Below are 22,166 nucleotides of genomic sequence, written 5' to 3' on the forward strand. Positions count from 1 at the left end.
TTATTTTGAACGAAATTATTTTTACTCTTTCGCCTGCAGATAATGCTCGTTTGCAATCTCTCTGCGGAGCATTTGACGAACATTTAACCTTAATTGAAAAGAGCTTCAATCTTACCATCGCTCGCCAAGGTTTTGTGTTTACGATTATGGTAGCAGAAGAAACACATCATTCCACCACGCTTTTGCCACAAGCAGCAAAATTGATTCAACAACTTTATGTTGAAACGGCTCCGATTAAAGGAAAAATAAAAGAACTCGATTTAGAAGATGTACATCTCGCCATTCAAGAGAGTCGAATGTTGCTACAAAATCATTGGCAATCGTCTAATCATGGTGAAATTTCAATCAAAACTAAACGTGGTGTAATTAAACCACGTGGCGAGCATCAGCAAGCCTATTTACGTAATATTTTAACCCACGACATCAGCTTCGGGATTGGGCCTGCTGGAACAGGTAAAACCTTTCTTGCTGTTGCGGCAGCAGTAGAATCGCTTGAACGTCAAGAAATTCGCCGTATTTTACTTACTCGCCCTGCTGTTGAAGCTGGTGAAAAATTAGGCTTTTTACCAGGGGATTTAGGACAAAAAATCGAACCTTATTTACGCCCACTTTATGATGCGTTATTTGAAATGCTCGGCTTTGAACGTGCACAAAAATTGATAGAGCGAAGTGTGATCGAAATCGCACCGCTTGCTTATATGCGTGGTCGAACACTAAACGATGCGTTCATTATTTTAGACGAAAGCCAAAACACCACAACCGAACAAATGAAGATGTTTTTGACCCGCATTGGCTTTAATTCAAAAGCAGTAATTACAGGGGATGTCACTCAAGTCGATTTACCTCGTAACCAAAAATCGGGCTTAAAACACGCCATGGAAGTGCTCAAAGATGTATCTGAATTAAGTTTCAATTTCTTCGACAGCAAAGATATTGTTCGCCATCCAGTAGTCGCTAAAATTGTTCAAGCTTATGATGTTTGGGAAGCAGAAGATGAAATCCGCCAACAAGCATTAAAAGAAGAGCGTAAAGCCCAACGAGAATTAGCGAAATTGGAAGCGGAGCAGTTGAAAATTTTGGAACATGCTAAAAAAATGTAAGAAAATATAATTGATACTGAAACAACTTCTAATTCTACATTAGATGTCTATATCAATGAAAAACTATTAGGTAAAGCATATAATCTATCGAATAGCGCTCATCACACTAAACCTGCTATTTTCTTTTAAAAGGAAAATCTCTTAACCCGAATAAAAAAGAAAATATTTCATTACTCACGAAAGCCTCTCAATGAGATTTCTTTGAATTTGGTAATCGTAGTATAAGCCATGTAAAATTTAGCTCAGAAAATGGAATATGTCAGGATTTTCGTAGTTCATTAGGTGTAATGATTTAATATCATCACTAATTATTTTATCTTAGATGAGAAAAAACATGCTTTCCCTTCAGCAGATTACATCGATAAACACCTCTTACGAAACGACTTTATCTGTAATAGATTATTGCTAACATTTTGAAAAATAATTGCAATGTTTAATTCTTATAATGTTAGCAACTTTTTATGTTATTAACTCAAAATAGCTCAGACTGCGAAAATGCTTTAATTAAGATTTCAACAAACTCCCCTTAGAGGCTTTCAGATATTGCAACATCGACCAAATTGTTAATGCAGCTGCAATATAAAGCAAGATAAATGCAAGTGTTTCCATTAAATTGCTTTGTCGCCAGAGCATTCCCCCTAAGGCTAGCATTTGTGCTGCAGTTTTTACTTTTCCCCAAATAGAAACAGCCACGCTAGTACGCTTGCCAAGTTCCGCCATCCATTCGCGCAAGGCGGAAATAATAATTTCACGGGCAATCATAATGCAAACAGGGATGGTAATCCACCACGTGTGGTAGTATTCCACCACGCAAACAAAGGCAACAGCAACTAAAACTTTATCCGCAACAGGATCTAAAAACGCACCTAGTGGAGTGGTTTGATTCCATTTTCTTGCTAAATAACCATCAAACCAGTCGGTAATGGAGGCAATAAAAAAGATGAGTGTGGTAATTTCAGGAGAGTATGTGAGAGGCAAGTAAAAAGCACTCACAAAGAGCGGAATTAAAACCACACGAAAAAGGGTTAGATAGGTTGGGATGTTTAGTTTCATTATGTTTGCTGATTGGGAAAATTCATAGGTAAAAGTGTACCATATTTTAGCAGTAGATTTCGATTGACTTTAGCAGAATTTACAGATAATTTGCACTTGATTTATGGTTCTTTGTCCATAGATAATAGAAAAATTTTTCGTTTTTCAAACAAGTTGAAGGAGAACTTATGGAAAACCGTTTAGAACATAGCTACGCACGTAGCGAATCACTGATTAGCACCCACAAAGTGCTTCGTAACACCTACTTATTATTGGGAATGACACTTGTCTTTTCTTCTGTTGTTGCCTTTGTTGCAATGAGTACAAACGCACCAGCACTACCTTGGTGGGGCTTATTAGTGGGCTTTTATGGCTTACTTTTCTTAACCAATGCAACCGCAAATAGTGCAACAGGTTTAGTGAGCGTTTTCGCTTTAACAGGCTTTTTAGGCTACACCTTAGGCCCTATTCTTAACCGCTATGTTGGCACAGGATTAGGCGACACTGTTGTATTGGCACTAGGTGCTACCGCATTAGTTTTCTTTGCTTGTTCAGCTTACGTATTAACGACTAAAAAAGATATGTCATTCCTAAACGGAATGATGATGGCACTCTTCGTTGTCGTTTTAGTCGGTGTTATCGCAAATATTTTCTTAGCAATGCCAACATTAAGCCTTGCATTAAGTGGGTTATTTGTGATTTTCTCAAGCGGTGCAATTTTGCTCACAACGAGCAATATCATTCAAGGTGGCGAAACTAACTATATTCGTGCAACCGTTGATCTTTATGTTTCACTCTACAACCTCTTCGTAAGTTTCTTACAAATTTTTGGTGTATTAGGAAACGATGACTAATGGCACAAATTGAGTTAAATGGCACATCTTATCAAGTAGATAACGATGGTTATTTGTTAAACCTTGATGATTGGTCAGAAACATTTGCAACATTGATGGCTGAGCGTGATGGCATTACGCTCACGCCCGACCATTGGGAAATTATTCAGCTAGTGCGGGAGTTTTATCAAGAATACAAAACCTCGCCAGCAATTCGAATGTTGGTTAAAGCGATGTCGCAGAAATTTGGTGAGGAGAAAGGAAACAGCCGTTATTTACAACGCTTATTCCCCGATGGTCCTGCAAAGCAAGCAACGAAATTTGCAGGTCTCCCCAAACCCGCGAAGTGTTTGTAATCCATATAGGACAAAGCAGTTAGTCTTCTGAGACATTATACATTTGTCCTCTTTTCGTACTATAGCTCCTTGTGTTGACACTCACGTTATTCATCTTCATTAAAACGTTTCGCTTTATAAGTCGGTTTCATTAAGTTCTCAACAGAAAGAATATCATCTAATTCAGCCTCTGTGAGCAACCCTCTTTCTAACACGACTTCACGTACGCCTTTGCCTGTTTGAGCACAGATTTTACCCAAAATATCACCGTTGTGATGACCAATAAACGGATTGAGGTAAGTAACGAGCCCAATTGAATTGAATACATAATTTTGGCAAATTTCACGGTTAACAGTAATACCATCAATACATTTATCACGTAAATTAACGCATGCATTTGAAAGAAGCGAAATGGTTTCAAACATTGCTTGACCAATCACAGGTTCCATCACGTTAAGTTGTAATTGCCCTGCTTCTGCAGCAAATGTAATGGTGCTATCGTTGCCAATAACTTTAAAGCAAACTTGGTTGACTACTTCTGGTACAACTGGGTTTACTTTAGCTGGCATAATGGAAGAACCAGCCTGTAACTCTGGTAAGTTGATTTCATTTAAGCCAGCACGAGGGCCTGATGACAACAAGCGCAAGTCATTACATACTTTAGAGAGTTTTACCGCTGTGCGTTTTAAGGCACCGTGTACCATCACATAAGCACCGCAGTCGGATGTTGCTTCGATTAAATTATCAGAAAGTACGCAAGGTAAGTTGGTTACTTTTGCTAAGTTTTTAACCGCGAGCTCTGGGTAACCTTCTGGCGTGTTTAACCCTGTTCCGATTGCCGTTGCGCCTAAGTTGACTTCAAGCAATAATTTGACGGTGCGTTTGAGGTTTCTAACCTCTTCTTCTAGCAATACAGCAAAAGCTTTGAATTCTTGCCCTACTGTCATTGGTACCGCATCTTGTAACTGGGTGCGCCCCATTTTCAAAACATCAGAAAATTCGACCGCTTTCGCCTCAAAACCTTGTTGCAAGTAGTGAACTTGATCGATAAGTTTTAACACGCTGTTATAAACTGCTACACGGAAACCTGTAGGGTAAGCATCGTTGGTTGATTGGCTGGCATTCACATGGTCCATTGGGTTTACGATGTTATAACTTCCCTTTGGATGCCCTAAAATTTCCAACGCAAGGTTCGCTACCACTTCGTTGGTGTTCATATTTACCGATGTGCCCGCTCCACCTTGATAAACATCAGACGGGAATTGATCCATACAGCGTCCGTTTTCTAAAATCTCATCGCAGGCTTGCACAATGGCATTCGCAATTTTCTTCGGAATAACGCCCAACTCTGCATTGGTTAATGCCGTTGCTTTTTTTACCATTACCATACCGCGAACAAATTCAGGTACATCTGAAATTGTGTTATTAGAAATGTTAAAATTTTCAATTGCTCTGAGTGTGTGGATTCCCCAATAAGCCTCATTTGGAACTTCTCTTTCACCAAGTAAATCTACTTCAGTACGTACATCTTTCATATTAAATTCCTCTTGTGTATTTATGATTAAAATCATAACAAGCAATCCGACTTTAAAATGTGATCTATGTCATATTTTTCAAAGCAAGCTGTAGATATAAACTAGGGCAATAGATTAGATTTTTTTATCTATTCTATCGCCCTGTTCTACATAATCTCTTTGAATTCAATTAATTAGCCATCTATTTCTTCGCCAGTTTCATCCCATTTAAAATTAAGCGCAACGGAATTTAAGCAGAAACGTAAACCTGTTGGTGCAGGCCCATCATTAAATACGTGCCCTAAATGCGAATCGCACGTACCACAACGAATTTCTGTACGATGGCGACCAAGGCTATAGTCATCTAAATATCGTAATGCATTATCTGAAACCGCCTCATAAAAACTTGGCCATCCACAACCAGCATCAAATTTTGTATCAGAACGGAAAAGGGCGTTATGGCAGCGCCCACAGCGGTATGTGCCAACACGCCCTTCATTTAAAAATTTACCTGTAAAAGGTAATTCGGTTCCAGCATTGATCAATACTTCCAATTGCTCATCAGAAAGTTCGTCAATATCTTTAATCATTGTTATCTCCTTGAAAAATTTCATTTTTGCATTCTACAATTTTTTTACCTAAAAAGTGTGAGAAATCTTAAAAAATTGACATAGATCATATAAAAACAATCTGATATATTGAGAACCGTTCTTTTTTGTTGTCAAAACAACGAGATGGTGTGTTATAATTCAACCGTCTTGATACCTCTTTGAGGTGATAGAACAAATTTGTTTAACTTTAATATAGGTGTAAAATCTTATGGCAATTAAAATTGGTATTAACGGCTTCGGTCGTATCGGTCGTATCGTATTCCGTGCAGCTCAACTTCGTGATGATATCGAAGTTGTAGGTATCAACGACTTAATCGACGTTGATTACATGGCTTACATGTTAAAATACGATTCAACTCACGGTCGTTTCAACGGTACTGTTGAAGTTAAAGATGGTCAATTAGTTGTAAACGGCAAAACAATCCGTGTAACTTCTGAGCGTGATCCAACTAACTTAAAATGGGATGAAATCGGTGTTGATATCGCAGTTGAAGCAACTGGTTTATTCTTAACTGATGAAACTGCTCGTAAACACATCACAGCAGGTGCGAAAAAAGTTGTATTAACTGGTCCATCTAAAGATGCTACACCTATGTTCGTTAACGGTGTAAACTTCGATGCATATGCAGGTCAAGACATCGTTTCTAACGCTTCATGTACAACAAACTGCTTAGCACCATTAGCGAAAGTAATCCACACTAAATTTGGTATTAAAGAAGGTTTAATGACAACCGTTCACGCAACTACAGCAACTCAAAAAACTGTAGATGGCCCTTCAGCGAAAGACTGGCGCGGTGGTCGTGGTGCGTCACAAAACATCATCCCTTCATCAACAGGTGCAGCGAAAGCAGTAGGTAAAGTATTACCTGCATTAAACGGTAAATTAACTGGTATGGCGTTCCGTGTTCCTACAGCAAACGTTTCAGTTGTTGACTTAACTGTAAACTTAGAAAAACCGGCAACTTATGCTGAAATCTGTGCAGAAATCAAACGTGCTTCAGAAAACGAAATGAAAGGCGTTTTAGGTTACACAGAAGATGCAGTTGTATCAACAGACTTCAATGGTGCAGTTGAAACTTCTGTATTCGATGCAGCAGCTGGTATCGCATTAACTGATACTTTCGTGAAATTAGTATCTTGGTACGATAACGAAACTGGTTACTCAAACAAAGTATTAGACTTAGTAGCTCACGTATATAACTACAAAGGCTAATATCTAAAGCAAAGTTAGATGCTTTAAACCCCTTTAAAAATCAACGCCTTGCAATAAAATGCAAGGCGTTTTGTTTTTGAAACTAAATATTGAGCATAGTAGATAAAACATTGGCAATAAGTGGGATAGAGCCTTATATTACAAAGTTTCAAGCTCATTTTGAGCAACAATTTTTTACTATGCCTTTATGTATTGAATATATATTCAACGGAATTACAGCTCCCCTTTTCATTTCGCAATGCTATAATTCAACTAATTACACTTATTTACCAGGGGTATTGCCCATCTATTTTTTACATCTAAGCATTTTATAGTCCCTCAATAAGTCCCTCTACTTTATGATAATTGGTAGCCCATTCTTTGAGTTTGTTTAAGTAAACCTTATTTATACAAAATCTGCTTTCAATGCTGCATTTTCAGCATAATAAAAATAGATGAATTTCTTGCAAAGCTCTGCCCCTTGAAACTGCAGCTTCAAGGGGCATTTTTTACTTTCTTTAAGCTAATGTACTATCTCTTGTCTCCTTCATAAACCACAACCCAATCAGGCTCAACACGGCATTCAACGTTAAATAAATCCCTACGCCTTTTAGCCCGTAGTTTGCATTTAATGGCAAAGCAATAATCGCCGCAACACTTGCGCCAAATAAGCCTGCAATGTTGTAAGTGAGTGATGCACCTGAATAGCGGGCGTGAGTCGGGAAGAGTTCAGGCAGGAAGCTCGCAAGTGGTCCATAGCCCATACCAATTAACCCCATCCCAATGAACAAAAACCAAAACAGGCTGGCGGTCGTACCATTTTCAAGGAAGAACGGCAAAGCTAAACCGAAAAAGGCAACACCAACAGTTGTCCAAATCAACCAAATACGGCGACCAACTTTATCGATATATTTGCCCGAAGCAGCAATCGTTATTGCCAAAGAAACCGCACTTGCCATCAATAAAGCGGTAAAAATTTGCGGGGAAAATCCCAATCCCATCGTATAGCCTGCTTCTGATACTGTTGGGGCAGATTTTGCATAAATTTGGCTAAAGGCAATCATAATATAGAACAGCACATAGCCTGCGATGCAAACCAACATTCCTAAGAAAAACGGCTTGAAATGAGTAGTGATGACTTCCAACATTGGCAAACGTTTTGGCTGCGGTTTGTTAAGTGCAGCAAGGAAAATCGGTGCTTCCGCCAATTTTAGGCGAACATATAAGCCAATTGCCACTAAGATAACGGAAGATAAAAACGGAATGCGCCACGCCCATTCAGCCATAGCTTCTTGTCCGAAAATTGCCGTAATGCCCAAGAATACACCATTTGCTAACAACAAGCCAAGCGGTGCACCCAGTTGTGGGAAGGTGCCATACCAACCGCGTTTGCCTTCTGGGGCATTTTCAACCGCAACTAACGCTGCACCGCCCCACTCTCCACCTAAACCGATACCTTGCCCAATACGGCATAAACAGAGCAAAATTGTCGCCCAAATGCCGATACTGTCATAGGTTGGCAACAAGCCGATAACCACAGTGGAAATGCCCATCAACAGCAAGCTCATCACAAAGGTATTTTTCCGCCCGAAACGGTCGCCAAAATGCCCGAACAATATTGCTCCCAAAGGACGAGCGATAAAGGTGAGCGCCAAGGTGGAAAGGGCGGCAATTTGCCCTGAAAGTGGATCAGCAGCATGGAAAAATTGATGATTAAACACCAACACCGCTGCCATTGCGTAAATGTAGTTATCGAAATACTCAATTGCGGTGCCGACCATCGTCGCTGTCGCGACCTGTTTTAGACTATTTTGCGTATTCATCACTTGCCTCCCGTAATGCTTTTGTTGCGGCCTGTACATTTTCTGCGTGACTGATAGCTGTAATTACTGCCACACCGTCCGCTCCGAATTCTCGTAAGGTTTTAACGTGAGCTAACTTCACCCCACCAATTGCCACAAGCGGTTTAGTTATCCCCGCATTTCGCAGAGTTTGAATAAACGCCATTCCTAGTGTTGGCTTCGGATTCTCTTTCGATTGCGTTGGGAAAATCGGACCAATTCCAAAATAATCAATTTCAGCCAGATTTTCCCCAATCTTCGCCTCATCTAAACGGTTTACCGACCAACCAATAATTAGCGGTTTATTCGTTTTAGCTCGAATCTCCGCCACGGGCGTATCACTTTGTCCAACGTGAATACCATCAGCCTCGATTTCCAACGCCAAATCGACGTTATCATCCACAATAAACGGTACGCCATATTCACGGCACAAATCACGACAACTAATCGCCAATGCCTTCTGTGCTGAGGGCGTATGTTCTAACGAAAACTTACCTTTATCCCTAAATTGAAAGCAGGTAATCCCGCCTTCTAACGCTTGTTTTAGCACTAATAATAAATTTTCTGACAAGTTCTCGCCCAAATAACGGCAATCTTGCGTGCCTGCTACAAAATAGAGCGGTAAAATTTCTTGAATATTTTTCATCTTTCAATCCTTAAAGGCGACTGTAAGCCCAATGATTGGTCGGTCCATGTCCATGCCCGATATTCAGTGGGTGAGAAATCGCTGCGGTAATAAAATCCTTCGCTGTTTTCACCGCACTTTGCAACGGTTCGCCTTTCGCCAACTCTGCGGTTAAACAGGCAGAAAAAGTACACCCCGTACCGTGTGTATGTGGCGTGTTGAAACGTGGGCTTTGCAAAGTAAAATGACGACCATCTGCAAGTAAAACCCAATCTTGGCACAGCTCACTTTGCGAATTGAGCGAATGTCCGCCCTTAATAATCACATTCTTCGCCCCCTGTTTTTGCAACGCTTTTGCGGCTTGTTGAATACTGATGTCGTCCACAATCGCAATCCCCGTTAACGCTTCCGCTTCGGGAATATTTGGTGTAATCACGTCCGCTAACGGCAGCAATTTTTGGCTTAACGCACTCACCGCTTGCTGTTGCAATAACGGTGCACCACCTTTGGCGATCATCACAGGGTCTAGCACCAGCGTGCCGAATGGTTTATCGGCAAGAAAATCTGCCACACATTCAATAATTTCTGCATTGCCCAACATACCGATTTTGCAACTTGCAATTTGGAAATCATTTTTGAGCGCTTGCAGCTGGGCAGTAATAGTGTTGAGCGGAATAGTATGAATATCAAACACGCCGAGCGTATTTTGAGCTGTAACAGCTGTAATTGCTGATGTACCAAACACCCCCCGCATTTGGAAAGTTTTGAGGTCCGCCTGAATGCCTGCACCACCGCCACTGTCTGACCCCGCGATGGTTAAAACTTGTTTCACGTTACTCATTGATGCGTCCTCTTTGTCCAATGGTTTCAGGGGAAAGTGCAGCAAGTTCGTCCAACAAACGGATTTGGAACTGCCCTACTTCGGTTGTCAAACCTTCAGCAGCCAATTCACCTGCTACTGCATAAGCCACACTCGCCTCAAAGGTAGCGGCAAAATGATTGCCAGAATCAACCGCTAAAAATGCCGCACACACGGCACTCAACAAGCAACCCGAAGCCGTGACTTTTGGGAACAATGGAGTGCCGTTGTGAATGGTCGCAGTTTGCGTGCCATCGCTAACAATATCCACTGCCCCACTAATCAATACCGTACAGCCATAGCGTTGAGCCACTTTCTCGGCAACAGCTTTTAAATCCACTTCGCCCTGCCCCGCATCCACACCTTTTGCCTGCCATTCTTCACCTGCAATCGCAGCCAGTTCGCCCGCATTGCCCCGAATCAGGGCAAATTTTACCTCGGCTAAAAGCTCACGAATGGTCTCACGGCGATAACTGGTTGCCCCCACACCCACAGGATCTAACACCACAGGAATCCCAACCGCATTCGCAGTTTTGCCCGCCAATAACATTGCCTCTCGCTCCTTGCCAATCAGCGTGCCGATATTAATAACCAACGCTTGACTGATTTTCGGTACTTCCTGCATTTCTTCGACATTCGCCGACATCAATGGCGAAGCCCCCAATGCCAACAAGCCATTGGCACTAAAATTCGCTGCCACAATGTTGGTGATGTTATGAATGAGCGGATTCTGCTGACGGATTTTGGAGAGATAGATGGATTTCATGACAATTTCCCTATTTTGTGCGTGTAACAAACACAAACGCCCACAAGCTAGTGGGTGAAAGTAGTGATGGAAATCGGGGAAGATAAGAACGATAAGATCGTGATTGATAAGAATAGACTTGGCATATTAGTTTCCTACGTCAGTGCTAACTGTTTCAGGTTCACGGGTATCATCTCAGCCTTTCGGCACCCCGACTAAAAATTGGATGAAGTTTACGCTTCTTTTTAAGAAAAAACAAGCGATCAATTTCTTCTCACGTTTTGCAAATAGTGGGAGGAATTTGACCGCTTGGGCAATTATTTCTCTTGTTCTTTTTCGTTTAACTCTCGATATTTATCACACCCTTCTTGACTGCGTAAATCGCAAGCATCGCCAAAGTATTTTTGGGCTTTGGATTTATCTTTTTCCAACTCGCCTAGCTTGATTAACACTTTCGGATCTTTACTTAATACCAACTCTTCTTTAATTGCTTCAATTTTTTCTTGAAGATCGGGCTGTTTTGGCAAATCAAAAACACACTAAGACAAGGCGAAAATATGCTTACTAATCCTGGCTGCCAATTATGCTTTGAACCATGATGAGGAACTTGCAAACAATAAACCCAATGAAAGTCTGGGGCGTATCCCATTTGAATACGCCCACTTGAAAATAACCCTTGCCCCACATTCCAAAATTCACATTGTAAAGTTGGCATTAGCGTTTTCCTCTATTTAATCTAGGTTATACTTATAAAAGCAACCTTTTTGATCGCCATTATCACAAGCCTTACTAAGCCATTCTTTAGCGAGTGTTCTATCTTTCTGAACACCTTGTCCAGAAAGATACATCATACCCAAATTAGATTGAGCAAATGTATCTCCCTGCTCCGCCGCTTTGCGATACCATTTCACCGCTTCAACATCATCTTGTTTGACGCCTTCTCCATTTTGATACATCAAGCCCAAATGAACTTGAGCCAATGTATGTCCCTGCTCCGCCGCTTTGCGATACCATTTCACCGCTTCAACATCATCTTGTTTGACGCCTTGTCCATTATCATACATCATGCCCAAATAAGATTGAGCAGCTGCATCTCCCTGCTCCGCCAGAGGTAACCAAAGTTTAACGGCGGTTTGATAATCGCCTCTCGTCAATGCTTTAAAAGCTTGTTGGAGTTGCTGTTCCCGCGTATCCGCCCAAGCGGTGGATTGAAAAGAAAATACAGAAGCACCCAAAAGTGCGGTGGTAAGAAGTGTTTTTGTGAATCGCATAGAAATCGTCCATTTATTAATCAATCATTCATCTTTCTAAACACGTTTTTTGTTTAGCAATATGTTTTGTTAGTATCTCTGTAAAGAGATACTAACAGGCAGTATACTGAAAATTGAACTAAAAGGAAGGGAAAAAGAAGGGAAAACAAATGGTCAAATTCTTCTCACGTGTTGCAAATGGTAAGAGGAATTTGACCGCTTGGCTGAGGTTCTACTCTGTTATCTTTATTTTGATGAATAGCTGCTTTTTTCGGTTCTCCATTTTGCTGACTTCAGTAAAATGTACCTAAGCCAAATCCAATCCCATTTGCCAAAACGCAATTTCCATTCTAGTGGCGGTGGTAAAAATCTGTTGAATCTCCGCAAGCTGGCTTGGGTTTAGCGGTTTGCAAAGTGCGGTAAGAAAATCAACGGTTTCTTGGGCGGCTTGTTGAAATTCCTCACTCGCATAGGTGTCAATCCACGTTTGATAAGGGTTGTTCGGTAAGCGAGGATAATGCTGAGTAATATAACGGGCAACTTGAGCGTAACCCAAAGCACAAGGGGTAACGGCTGCATAAAGCTCAGCCAAACTGCCCGTCATGCCACAATCAAGCAAATAGCGAGTATAAGCAATACAAGCGGCACTTTCTTGAGTAGCAAAAATCTCTTGTTCGCTAATGCCCCATTGGCGGCAATAATCCAAATGTAATTGCACTTCTTGACAGATAACCTCCAACGTTTGACGAGGAATTTCCATTTCCGCAAAATTTTTTGCTTTATATACGCCCAAAGCAAAGGCTCGACTATAGTGGAACAGATAGAGGTAATCCTGCTTTAAATAATGCTGAAAACAAGCTTTTGGCAAAGTCCCTTTTGCAAGTTGTTGCACAAATTCATGCTCAACATATTGCTTCCAATAAGGTTGCGCTTGCTGAATGAGTTGGTTGATCATCATTTTCCCTTACTGTAATTCGACAGCATAGTCTTTCAATTCAAGTGCTTTTGGAATCAAGCCTTTTTGATGCATAAATTCCGCCATTTGTTGATAACGTTTGGCATCCAATTGACGAGGTTTCGTTGCTAATAAAGGCAAGGTATCTTTCCAGGCTAATTGATTTAATTCTGTATTGAGTTCTTTTGGCTTATGGTTCACAAAAGCTTGCCATGCTTCATCTGGATGGCTTTGTAGATATGTTGTGGCTTGCTCAAGTGCAGTCAAAAAAGCGGAAATTTTTTTAGAGGCAAGACTGTTTCTATTCGCCACTAAAATCAATTCATCATAAGCTGGCACACCATATTGTTCTGGGAAAAATGCCACGCCTTCTTGTTTTTCTAAATGGATTTGATTCAGTTCGAAATTACGAAATGCCCCGATGACCGCATCGACTTGTCCTGTTAAAAGGGAAGGGGAAAGCGACCAATTCACATTCACTAATTTTACGTCTTGATTGTTGAGTCCAATAGAACGGAGCATTGTATCGAGCAACACATCTTCAAAACCACTGACGGAATAGCCTACTTTTTTGCCTTTCAGATCGGCAAGTGTTTTGATGTTGCTATTTTTGAGCACTACAACGCTATTTAGTGGACTAGAAATCAGTGAACCTACGCGTACTAAAGGTAATCCTTCTGCAACTTGTTGATAAAGTTGAGGTTGATAATTAATGGCTAAATCCACTTTCCCAGCAGCAACTAATTTAGGCGGTAGAGATGGATCAGCGGGTTCGATAATCTCGACTTCTAAGTTATTTTTTTCAAAAAAGCCTTTTTGCTGAGCAACGATGATTGCTGCGTGGTCAGGATTCACATACCAATCTAGCATTACGCTGATTTTTTCTTTTGCCAAGCTAGGAAGCGTGAGCATTAGCCCCATTACAAAGCTGAAATAACGGATGATTGTCTTCATTTTTTTCTCCTTTAATGAAAAGTTAAACAGACCAGATAAAACGGTGTAATAGCCAATCAATGCTGAAATATAAACAGAGTGAAATTGCCACTAAAATCAGCAAGGCTGCAAACATTAAATCAACTTGCATTCGGGCATTGGCGTGAATCATCAAATACCCCAAGCCTTCAGACGAACCTACCCATTCACCCACCACCGCACCAATCGGGGCGACCGAAACCGCAATACGCAAGCCCGAAGCAAAAGCAGGTAAAGCCGCAGGTAATCGCACTTTAAGCAATAAACGCAAGGAGGAAATGTTAAAGGTTTTCGCCAGATCGAGCCACGCTTGCGGTGTGTTGCGTAGTCCATCATAACAAGCTGCCGTGACGGGGAAGTAGATAATCAGCACCGACATAACTATTTTGGATGCCATTCCATAACCAAACCACAACACCAACAACGGTGCGATAGCAAACACGGGAATCGCTTGTGAAATCACCAAAATCGGCAATAACACGGCGGAAATTTGACGAGAAAATGAGAGCAACAACGCCGAAATCAACCCAAACAGAAAGCCTAACAACAGCCCTAAGCAGATTTCTAACAACGTGACTTGCGTATGCTGCCAAAGCAGTTCAGCGTGTGTGAACAACTGCTGCCCTACAGCTTGCGGTGAGGGAAAAATGTAGTGAGGGAAGCTGCCCAAGGTTGCGACCATTTGCCAGAGCATCAACAACACACCTACAATTAAAAGCGGTTTAAGTAGGCGAATTTTCATTGCTCGCCCCCTAATTCTCGCAATAATTGTTGCTGCAACGCCCATAAATTGGCTTGATGCAACTCACGCGGAGCGTTCCCTTCGGGCAAAATCACCGCCGACAATGCTGTTTGATGAGTTTCAGGCGAACGCAGCACAAAAATACGATGGCTTAGCCGCAATGCCTCTTGCGGATCGTGGGTCACGAGCAACACTGATTTATCTTTGAGCAGTTCAAAGGCTAAATCTTGAAGTTGATGGCGACTGATGGCATCAAGAGCGGAAAAAGGCTCATCAAGCAAAATCAAATCCGCCTCTTGCATTAAAGTGCGTGCCAAGGCAACCCGCTGTTTTTGCCCGCCCGAAAGTTGCGAACAAGACTTGTGCCAATGTGCTGCCATTCCCACTTTTTCAAGCAACATTTTAGCTTTTTCAGTGGTTTTTGCAGATTTTCGCCCAAATAAAACTGCTTGCAACTGCACGTTATCTACAATTGATAGCCACGGATAAAGCGTCTCTTTTTGTGGCATCCACGCAATGCGAATTTTCGGTTCAAATAGGATTTTTCCCTGCACCACACCTTGCGTCTCAATGCCCGCCAGTAATCGCAAAAGTGTCGATTTCCCCACGCCTGAACTGCCCAATAAGCTTACCCACTCATTCGGCAACAGGGTTAAATTAAGATGCTCAAATAACGTCTGCCCATTAAAAGCAAGACTCAAATCTTGAATACGCACCATTGCTCGCCTCAACAATCAAAGAGAACGGGCAAGCAAGACGAAATGATGAAAAATAGGATGAAAAGAGAATGGATTTTTTGACATATTAGTTTCCTACGTCAGTGCTAACTGTTTCAGGTTCACGGGTATCATCTCAGCCTTTCGGCACCCCGACTAAAAATTGGATGAAGTTTACGCTTCTTTTTAAGAAAAAACAAGCGGTCAATTTCTTCTCACGTTTTGCAAAATAGTGAGGGAAGTTGACCGCTTGGATTCTTAAAGATGCGTTGACTTTGACAAATCGCGTTTAATATTATGAATTATAAAACTACGCCAAGATATTCTTCGCAATCACATCACCCATTTCGCTGGTGGAAATTGGGGTAGTGTTGTCTGCTAAATCACCAGTGCGGTAACCGTCAGCAAGGGCTTTTTGGATTGCTTGTTCAATCGCATCAGCCGCCTCGTTGAGGTTGAAGCTATAACGTAACATCATTGCCGCAGAAAGAATTTGTGCGATTGGATTGGCGATGTTTTTGCCTGCGATGTCTGGTGCAGAACCGCCAGCTGGCTCATATAAACCGAAGCCGTCTTCGTTGAGGCTGGCAGATGGGAGCATTCCCATTGAGCCTGTGATCATCGCTGCTTCATCGGAAATAATATCACCGAAGATGTTTGAGCAAAGTAAGATGTCGAAAGACTCTGGTGCTTTGATAAGCTGCATCGTGGCGTTATCGATATACATATGCTCAAGGGTCACTTCTGGGAACTCTTTTGCCACTTCATTCACGGTTTCACGCCATAAAATCGAGCTTTGTAACACGTTCGCTTTATCAATTGAAGTAACGTGTTTTCTGCGTTTCATTGCAGATTCAAATGCCACACGTGCAATGCGTTCGATTTCATATTTGTAATAGACTTCAGTATCGAATGCTTTGGTTTGTGCACCTTCGCCTTCACGACCTTTTGGCTGACCGAAGTAGATGCCGCCTGTTAATTCACGCACCACCACCATATCAAACCCTTTTGCGGCGATGTCTGCACGCAATGGGCAGAATTTTTCTAAGCCTTGATAAAGTGCCGCTGGGCGCAAGTTGCAGAATAGTTTGAAATGTTTGCGAAGTGGTAATAATGAGCCACGTTCTGGTTGCTCATCAGGCGGTAAGTGAGTCCATTTTGGGCCACCTACTGAACCGAATAAAATGGCATCGGCTTCTTCACAGCCTTTTAAAGTGTTTTCTGGAAGTGCTTTGCCTTGTGCATCAATTGCTGCACCGCCAATATTGAAGTGGTTAAAATTAAGTTTAAAACCGAATTTTTGTTGGGTTTCTTCAAGCACTTTAATCGCTTGTGCCATAATTTCAGGTCCGATGCCGTCGCCTGCTAAAACTGCAATGTTGTAAGTTTGCATAAAATCCTCTGTTGTTATTTATTAATAAAATGGCGTTAGTTTACCCAAAAAGCGGATTTTCGGCTAGAATTAAGTTCGCTTTAAGGAGTGAAAATGAAACGAGGAACTAGCAAAAAAGTATACAAATTCATCTGTTTTACCATTCTTTGGATGAATTTAACCGCTTGTGGCACAATTATCAATCTTTCAAAAGGCGATTATACCGTTTATAGCGGGGTAAAAAATGACTTCTCAGCCATTCAAAATGGTGGCTTTTTAGGTGTACTCGCTGTGCTTGATTTACCACTCAGCTTTGTCTTTGACACCTTGTTATTGCCTGTAACATTAAGCAAATAGATGTCTGCTCCTTTATTTTAGTTCGCCCCATCCCGTGCTAAAATGCCCGCTTTTGTAACCTTAGATTTATCATTACCCACAGGGATAAGCCATGCCGAAACAACACCTTTTAACCGCTCAAGGCAATCGCATTGCGATTGTAAGTGGGTTAAGAACGCCTTTTGCTCGTCGTGATACTGGCTTTAAAGATGCCTATGCCACTAGCCTTGGCACAATGGTCACCAACGAACTATTAAGCCGCTTGGCGATTGACCGCAATGAAATTGAACAACTTGTCTTTGGGCAAGTCCTCCAACAGCCCGATATTCCTAACCCTGCCCGCGAAATTGCTCTCGCTCTAAATATGCCACGCCTTCAAAGTTATAGCATTAGTAGCTCTTGTCTTTCTGGCTTGCAAGCGATTGTCAATGTTGCAGGTAGCATTCTTTCTGGCTCAATTTCAGCAGGCATTGCAGGCGGTGCAGATTCGATTTCAAACGCCCCTATTAGCCTTAGCCCTCGCGTGATTTATAAATTCAAATCCATTTTCAAAGCTGAAACGCTCGATGAAAAATTTCGCCGTTTTCGTGATTTTTCTTGGGGTGATTTCAAGCTGCACGGGGTAAATTTAAAAGATTTCACTACGCAACTTTCAGTAGCTGAACTCTCTGAACAGATAGCGCAAGATTACAACATTAGCCGAGCAGCACAAGATGAATACGCACGTTTTTCAAATGAAAAAGCCTCAAATGCGTGGAAATTGGGCTTATTTAAAGAAGAAGTAATGCAATCTGTGCCACGCCCTTACACCGATTTTGTGGTGGCGGATACGCTCATTAACGCAGCGACTCGCCTACAATATTATCAGCGCTTTTCGCCAATTATGCATAAACCTTATGCAACGGTTACTGAGGCAAATATTCCACAACCTATGGATGGAGCGGCGGCGGTGTTGTTGATGAACGAAAGCCGAGCTAAAGCGTTAGGGCTTGAAGTGTTGGGCTATATTCGCAGTTATGCAATTACAGGCAATGATATTTGGCACAATATGTTTGCAGGGGCAACGATTTCTAGTTCAATTGCCCTTGAACGTGCGAGCTTAACGCTTGCCGATATGGATTTTATTGATATTCACGAAACCTCAGCAAGCCAGATGATTATGAACATTCGCTTGTTTGAATCGGATGAATTTGCAAAAAATCAGCTAAATCGTACCGCTTGTTTGGGCAAAATTGACCTCGATAAGCTCAACCATTTGGGCGGTTCGATTGCCTTTGGTAACCCACGAGCAGTTACTAGTCTTCGCACCGTGATTCAGTCGCTTTTTACCTTAAAACGTAAAGGTGGTGGCACATCGCTGGTAGCTTCAAGTGGCTTGGGCGGTTTAGGTGCGGCAATGGTGTTAGAAACGGAATAGAAAGTGAGGATGATATGACAGATCAAATTGAACAAGCACAAAGCGAAATGAACGAGATAAACCGTCCTACTTTCCAAGTTGAAGTTGATGATAATCGTATTGCAGTGGTAAACATTTTAAGCCCAGAAAATGATGCGAACTGGCTGCCAGAAAATTGCGTAGAAGAACTGCGTAACGTGATTGGTAAGGCGATTTATCAACAAGTGCGAGGCATTTTATTTATTTCAGCTCGCCCCAAAAACTTTATTCAAGGCTTTAAACTTTCAGTATTGCAAGGCAAAACGGAAGCTCAACTCAAACAATTTTCGCAAGAAATGCAATTAGTAATGCGAGAACTAAATGTGCTTAAAGTGCCAGTGGTTGCGGCTATTGATGGTAATTGCTTCGGAGCAGGTTTGGAGCTCGCTTTAGCCTGTGATTATCGCATCGCCTCTGATGAAGTTTACACTCAATTCGCCATGCCACAAATTCGCTCTGGCATTCTTCCGTTTTCAGGCGGTACTCAGCGTCTGCCGCGTTTAATTGGCTTAAATCAGGCAGCGGATATGCTCAGCTCAGGCAAAAAAGTGGATGTGGAGCACGCCCTCAAACTCGGTTTGGTTGATATGACTGTGCCTGCAAATCGCTTATTCGAAGTGGCTTATCAGCTTTTGTTAGAAAATCAAGTCACAAAAGCGGATTACAAGAAACCTAAAAATCTCCTGCACAAATGGCGTAAAAAATTGGAAGGGACGCCATCGTTGCGTAATAAACTGCTTGACCGCTTGGAAAATCGCCTCTGGCAACGAACATTCGGTAACTATCCTGCTGTGGTTGAATTGATTGAGTTGCTCAAAGAGCCACACTTCAAGCAAGGTTTAACTTTTGAACAAGATACGTTGGTTAAACTGCTCAACACTGAAACTGCAAAAGTGTTGGTAAACTTGAAGAAAACCGAACGAGCGATGAAAGATAAATACGCCATTCGTGGCAATGTTCGTGATGTATTGCAGGTTAGTATCCTCGGTTCTGGCTATATGGGGGCGGGTATTGCTTACTTAACCGCCAATAATGCCCGTATTCCTGTGCGAATTAAGGATATTCACCCTTCTGAAATCCAAAAAGCATTACGCACTTGTTACGATTTGATGCGACAAGCGATGCAAAAAAAGCAGCTGCGTGAAGGCGAGATGATTCAAAGAATGAACCTGATCACTGGTGGCGAACGTTTAGTTGCCGCGAAATCGACCGACTTTATTATCGAAGCGGTGTATGAAGATCTCAAGCTTAAGCAAAGAATGTTGCAAGAAATCGAAAATTACTATGACGAACATGCTATTTTTGCGACAAATACCTCTACGTTTTCGATCAAAGAGATTGCATCGGTGGCGAAACGTCCAGAAAATGTGATCGGTTTTCACTATTTTAGCCCTGTAACCAAACAGCAATTGGTGGAAATTATCCCCCACGAAGGTACGTGCGAACACACCATTGCCACCGCGATCCACTTTGCGATTCAGCAAGGCAAAGTACCGCTTTTGGTTTCGGATACGCAAGGTTTCTTTATCAACCGATTACTTACGCCATTATTGCTTGAAGCGATGCAATGTGTGATTGATGGAGAAGCGATTGAATTTATCGACCGCTCATTGCAGGAATTTGGCTTCAAAATTGGACCGCTTGCCATGATTGATGAAATGGGTTTAGACGTGCTAAACAAAGCGACACCAGCCTTGGTAAACGCTTATGGCGAACGTTTCGAAATGCCAGCTAAAACAGAGCTACTTATTCGTAACGAACGCAAAGGCTGCAAAAATAAGCGTGGCTTCTATATGTATGACAAGCACGGTACGTGCTTGCAAGAGGATAAAAGTATCTATCACGTGATGGAAACTATCACGCAAAATGATTTAGAAGCAGAAGAGATCGCTCGCCGTTGTATTTTACGAATGATCAACGAAGCCGCATGGTGTTTGCACGAAAAAGTGATCCAATCGCCTGAAGAAGGGAATGTCGCTTCCGTGCTTGGCACTGGTTTCCCGCAATTCAGAGGCGGTATCTATGCCTATATGGAAAAAGTGGGCACGAAAGAGATTGTTAAACAGCTCAAAGCTCACCAGAAAATTTATGGAAATAGATTTGCGCCTTGTCCGTTTTTGTTAGTGCAAGCTGAAAAATAATGTAAAAAAACTAACCTTACTTCGCATACCGCTTTTGTCTTTCTGCCAACCATTCTGATGCAGAAAGGGCAATTAAAGAAATTGCAATCGCCACAGCGCAAAGGCGGGCTGCCGCGAGTTCTCCATCAGGCGTTTCGATAAAGGTGAAAAGAGCTGCTGGAATCGTTTGGGTTTGATTTGGAATGTTCGACACAAAAGTGATAGTCGCCCCAAATTCTCCAAGCGAACGGGCAAAACCTAATACCGCTCCAGCAATGACGCCTGAAAATGAGAGTGGAAGATTAAGCGTAAAAAAGACTTTAAGTGGGCTTGCACCTAATGTTCTAGCTGCTTGTTCAAGTTTAGGATCAATTGCATCAAAGGCTTGTTTGATAGAACGCACCATCAGCGGAAAGGCCATTACCGCAGAGGCTAATACCGCACCTCGCCAAGAAAAACTAAAAGAAAAACCGAACCACTCCCACAAATATTGTCCAATCGCCCCACGTTTTGCCATCACAATAAGCAAGAGATAGCCAATCACCACAGGGGGTAACACCAGCGGTAGATGCACGATGCCATTTAGCAATTGCTTACCCCAGAATTGTTTGCGTGAGAGTATCCAAGCAATCAAAATAGCAACAGGTAGAGCAAAAAGAATCGCAATCGTGGCGATTTTAAGGCTCAAATAAATGGCATTCAGTTCTGGTTGAGAAAAGAAAAACATAGGCAGTTTCAGTTGTTACCGAGGGTATAATACCCTCGGTTAGGCATAATTCAACCTCGTTGGGGTTGTAAGTTATAAATTATTGTACTGGATAAAAACCAGCTTCTTTAAATTTCGCTTGAGCTGCAGGTGTTTTTAAAAAATCGAGGAATTTTTTCGCTTCCGTTTTATCACTTACTGTTGCAGCAGGATAAACCACTTCACCATAACTTTCATTTGGGAAAGTTGCCACGATTTTCACTTTAGTTGCAGAGACTTTTGCATCAGTTGCATAAACAATCCCTAATGGAGCCTCGTTGCGTTCTACATAAGATAACGCATCACGCACATTTTTTGCTCGAACTAACTTACTTTCTAAACCATCCCAGAGTTTGTAATATTCCAATGCTTTTTTTGCATATTTGCCAGCAGGCACATGTGATGGATCGCCCACAGATAAATACCCATCCGCTAATTCTTTGTTAAAATCGACCGCTTGAATGCTTTTTGCTTCGATTTTACTGTCAATCGGTGCAATCAACACAAGGTCGTTTTTCACTAAATTATGCACATTTTTGGTTTTTGCAGGTTGTTTTTCTTTAACGTAATCCATCCATTTTGTATCAGCTGAAATAAATACATCCGCTGGGGCGTCTTGTTCAATTTGTTTCGCAAGCACAGAAGAAGAGGCAAACGAGAATGTAACTTTATCTTGCGGGTTGGCTTTTTCAAAATCTTTGTTGATTTCTTGAAGCACGTTGGTCATTGAGGCTGCGGCAAAAACGGTAATATCTTGCGCAAAGCTAGAGGAAGAAAAAAGAGAAAGTGCACTTACAAAGCAGAGTTTTTTAAATTTCATTTTGGGTTCCTTTTGA

At 41.8% G+C, this 22,166-nt stretch carries 23 protein-coding genes and 2 riboswitches; of the genes, 7 read left to right on the forward strand and 16 right to left on the reverse strand.

Annotated features, from left to right (window positions below):
- The first annotated feature begins 5 nt into the window (after window positions 1-5).
- Window positions 6-1,100, forward strand: coding sequence for a PhoH family protein (locus DPV92_RS01895; RefSeq protein WP_111353408.1), 1,095 nt, complete (start codon window positions 6-8; stop codon window positions 1,098-1,100).
- A 504-nt stretch (window positions 1,101-1,604) separates the two neighbouring features.
- Here the strand turns inward: DPV92_RS01895 and pgsA are convergent.
- Window positions 1,605-2,153 carry a CDP-diacylglycerol--glycerol-3-phosphate 3-phosphatidyltransferase gene (gene pgsA, locus DPV92_RS01900; RefSeq protein WP_111353409.1) on the reverse strand — a complete coding sequence of 183 codons (549 nt, stop codon included), beginning with the start codon at window positions 2,151-2,153 and terminating at the stop codon, window positions 1,605-1,607.
- A gap of 167 nt (window positions 2,154-2,320) precedes the next feature.
- Here pgsA and DPV92_RS01905 point away from each other — a divergent pair, with 167 nt between their 5' ends.
- Window positions 2,321-2,986, forward strand: a complete 666-nt coding sequence (locus DPV92_RS01905) for a Bax inhibitor-1 family protein (protein WP_111353410.1) — start codon at window positions 2,321-2,323, stop codon at window positions 2,984-2,986.
- On the forward strand, window positions 2,986-3,321 hold the full coding sequence (locus DPV92_RS01910; protein ID WP_111353411.1) for a TusE/DsrC/DsvC family sulfur relay protein: 336 nt from the start codon (window positions 2,986-2,988) through the stop codon (window positions 3,319-3,321). Before DPV92_RS01905 ends, DPV92_RS01910 begins: the two co-directional genes overlap by 1 nt.
- An 86-nt stretch (window positions 3,322-3,407) precedes the next feature.
- Here the strand turns inward: DPV92_RS01910 and aspA are convergent, their stop codons facing one another.
- Together aspA and msrB are read right to left on the reverse strand one after the other, a co-directional pair.
- A complete protein-coding gene (gene aspA / locus DPV92_RS01915) occupies window positions 3,408-4,835 on the reverse strand; it encodes an aspartate ammonia-lyase (RefSeq protein WP_111353412.1) in 1,428 nt (475 codons plus the stop codon).
- 173 nt (window positions 4,836-5,008) lie between these two features.
- On the reverse strand, window positions 5,009-5,404 hold the full coding sequence (msrB, locus tag DPV92_RS01920) for a peptide-methionine (R)-S-oxide reductase MsrB (protein WP_111353413.1): 396 nt from the start codon (window positions 5,402-5,404) through the stop codon (window positions 5,009-5,011).
- A 229-nt stretch (window positions 5,405-5,633) separates the two neighbouring features.
- Here msrB and gap point away from each other — a divergent pair, with 229 nt between their 5' ends.
- Window positions 5,634-6,638: a type I glyceraldehyde-3-phosphate dehydrogenase gene (gene gap / locus DPV92_RS01925; RefSeq protein ID WP_111353414.1), complete on the forward strand. Its 1,005-nt coding sequence runs from the start codon at window positions 5,634-5,636 to the stop codon at window positions 6,636-6,638.
- Window positions 6,639-7,135: 497 nt separating this feature from the next.
- Here gap and DPV92_RS01930 read toward each other — a convergent pair whose 3' ends face one another.
- The 11 genes from DPV92_RS01930 to leuB form a co-directional block, all read right to left on the reverse strand.
- Entirely contained in the window at window positions 7,136-8,440 is a 1,305-nt protein-coding gene (locus DPV92_RS01930; RefSeq protein WP_111353415.1) for an MFS transporter, read from the reverse strand.
- Window positions 8,424-9,104 (reverse strand): thiamine phosphate synthase, encoded by a 681-nt coding sequence (gene thiE, locus DPV92_RS01935; RefSeq protein ID WP_111353416.1) that lies wholly within the window; start codon window positions 9,102-9,104, stop codon window positions 8,424-8,426. The genes DPV92_RS01930 and thiE overlap by 17 nt, the downstream gene beginning before the upstream one ends.
- Before the next feature lie 10 nt (window positions 9,105-9,114).
- Window positions 9,115-9,924 carry a bifunctional hydroxymethylpyrimidine kinase/phosphomethylpyrimidine kinase gene (gene thiD, locus DPV92_RS01940; protein ID WP_111353417.1) on the reverse strand — a complete coding sequence of 270 codons (810 nt, stop codon included), beginning with the start codon at window positions 9,922-9,924 and terminating at the stop codon, window positions 9,115-9,117.
- Window positions 9,917-10,708: a hydroxyethylthiazole kinase gene (gene thiM / locus DPV92_RS01945; protein WP_192574162.1), complete on the reverse strand. Its 792-nt coding sequence runs from the start codon at window positions 10,706-10,708 to the stop codon at window positions 9,917-9,919. The genes thiD and thiM overlap by 8 nt, the downstream gene beginning before the upstream one ends.
- A gap of 114 nt (window positions 10,709-10,822) precedes the next feature.
- Window positions 10,823-10,911: riboswitch (TPP riboswitch) on the reverse strand.
- A gap of 93 nt (window positions 10,912-11,004) precedes the next feature.
- Window positions 11,005-11,214: a pyruvate kinase gene (locus DPV92_RS01950; RefSeq protein WP_111353418.1), complete on the reverse strand. Its 210-nt coding sequence runs from the start codon at window positions 11,212-11,214 to the stop codon at window positions 11,005-11,007.
- Between the two features lie 204 nt (window positions 11,215-11,418).
- Entirely contained in the window at window positions 11,419-11,958 is a 540-nt protein-coding gene (locus DPV92_RS01960) for a tetratricopeptide repeat protein (protein WP_111353420.1), read from the reverse strand.
- Window positions 11,959-12,244: 286 nt separating this feature from the next.
- Window positions 12,245-12,892 (reverse strand): thiaminase II, encoded by a 648-nt coding sequence (gene tenA / locus DPV92_RS01965; RefSeq protein WP_111353421.1) that lies wholly within the window; start codon window positions 12,890-12,892, stop codon window positions 12,245-12,247.
- A 9-nt stretch (window positions 12,893-12,901) separates the two neighbouring features.
- The gene (locus tag DPV92_RS01970) at window positions 12,902-13,846 is read right to left on the reverse strand and encodes an ABC transporter substrate-binding protein (RefSeq protein WP_111353422.1); all 945 of its coding nucleotides are present in this window, start codon (window positions 13,844-13,846) and stop codon (window positions 12,902-12,904) included.
- Between the two features lie 22 nt (window positions 13,847-13,868).
- Window positions 13,869-14,606, reverse strand: coding sequence for an ABC transporter permease (locus tag DPV92_RS01975; RefSeq protein WP_111353423.1), 738 nt, complete (start codon window positions 14,604-14,606; stop codon window positions 13,869-13,871).
- On the reverse strand, window positions 14,603-15,325 hold the full coding sequence (locus DPV92_RS01980; protein WP_111353424.1) for an ABC transporter ATP-binding protein: 723 nt from the start codon (window positions 15,323-15,325) through the stop codon (window positions 14,603-14,605). The genes DPV92_RS01975 and DPV92_RS01980 overlap by 4 nt, the downstream gene beginning before the upstream one ends.
- Before the next feature lie 73 nt (window positions 15,326-15,398).
- Window positions 15,399-15,487: riboswitch (TPP riboswitch) on the reverse strand.
- Window positions 15,488-15,632: 145 nt separating this feature from the next.
- The gene (leuB, locus tag DPV92_RS01985; protein WP_111353425.1) at window positions 15,633-16,715 is read right to left on the reverse strand and encodes a 3-isopropylmalate dehydrogenase; all 1,083 of its coding nucleotides are present in this window, start codon (window positions 16,713-16,715) and stop codon (window positions 15,633-15,635) included.
- 93 nt (window positions 16,716-16,808) lie between these two features.
- Between leuB and DPV92_RS01990 the strand changes: the two genes are divergently transcribed.
- The 3 genes from DPV92_RS01990 to DPV92_RS02000 all read left to right on the forward strand — a co-directional run bounded on the left by DPV92_RS01990 (window position 16,809) and on the right by DPV92_RS02000 (window position 20,606).
- The gene (locus DPV92_RS01990; RefSeq protein WP_111353426.1) at window positions 16,809-17,051 is read left to right on the forward strand and encodes a YceK/YidQ family lipoprotein; all 243 of its coding nucleotides are present in this window, start codon (window positions 16,809-16,811) and stop codon (window positions 17,049-17,051) included.
- Window positions 17,052-17,142: 91 nt separating this feature from the next.
- Window positions 17,143-18,447 (forward strand): acetyl-CoA C-acyltransferase, encoded by a 1,305-nt coding sequence (locus DPV92_RS01995; RefSeq protein WP_111353427.1) that lies wholly within the window; start codon window positions 17,143-17,145, stop codon window positions 18,445-18,447.
- Window positions 18,448-18,461: 14 nt separating this feature from the next.
- Entirely contained in the window at window positions 18,462-20,606 is a 2,145-nt protein-coding gene (locus DPV92_RS02000; RefSeq protein WP_404810731.1) for a 3-hydroxyacyl-CoA dehydrogenase NAD-binding domain-containing protein, read from the forward strand.
- A 16-nt stretch (window positions 20,607-20,622) separates the two neighbouring features.
- Here DPV92_RS02000 and modB read toward each other — a convergent pair whose 3' ends face one another.
- The gene (gene modB / locus DPV92_RS02005; RefSeq protein WP_111353428.1) at window positions 20,623-21,312 is read right to left on the reverse strand and encodes a molybdate ABC transporter permease subunit; all 690 of its coding nucleotides are present in this window, start codon (window positions 21,310-21,312) and stop codon (window positions 20,623-20,625) included.
- 79 nt (window positions 21,313-21,391) lie between these two features.
- Complete coding sequence (gene modA, locus DPV92_RS02010) at window positions 21,392-22,150, reverse strand: molybdate ABC transporter substrate-binding protein (protein ID WP_111353429.1); 759 nt, start codon at window positions 22,148-22,150, stop codon at window positions 21,392-21,394.
- Window positions 22,151-22,166 lie beyond the last annotated feature (16 nt).

This window comes from Pseudohaemophilus paraphrohaemolyticus, from assembly GCF_003253115.1.
GTDB classification, from domain to species: domain Bacteria; phylum Pseudomonadota; class Gammaproteobacteria; order Enterobacterales; family Pasteurellaceae; genus Haemophilus_A; species Haemophilus_A paraphrohaemolyticus_A.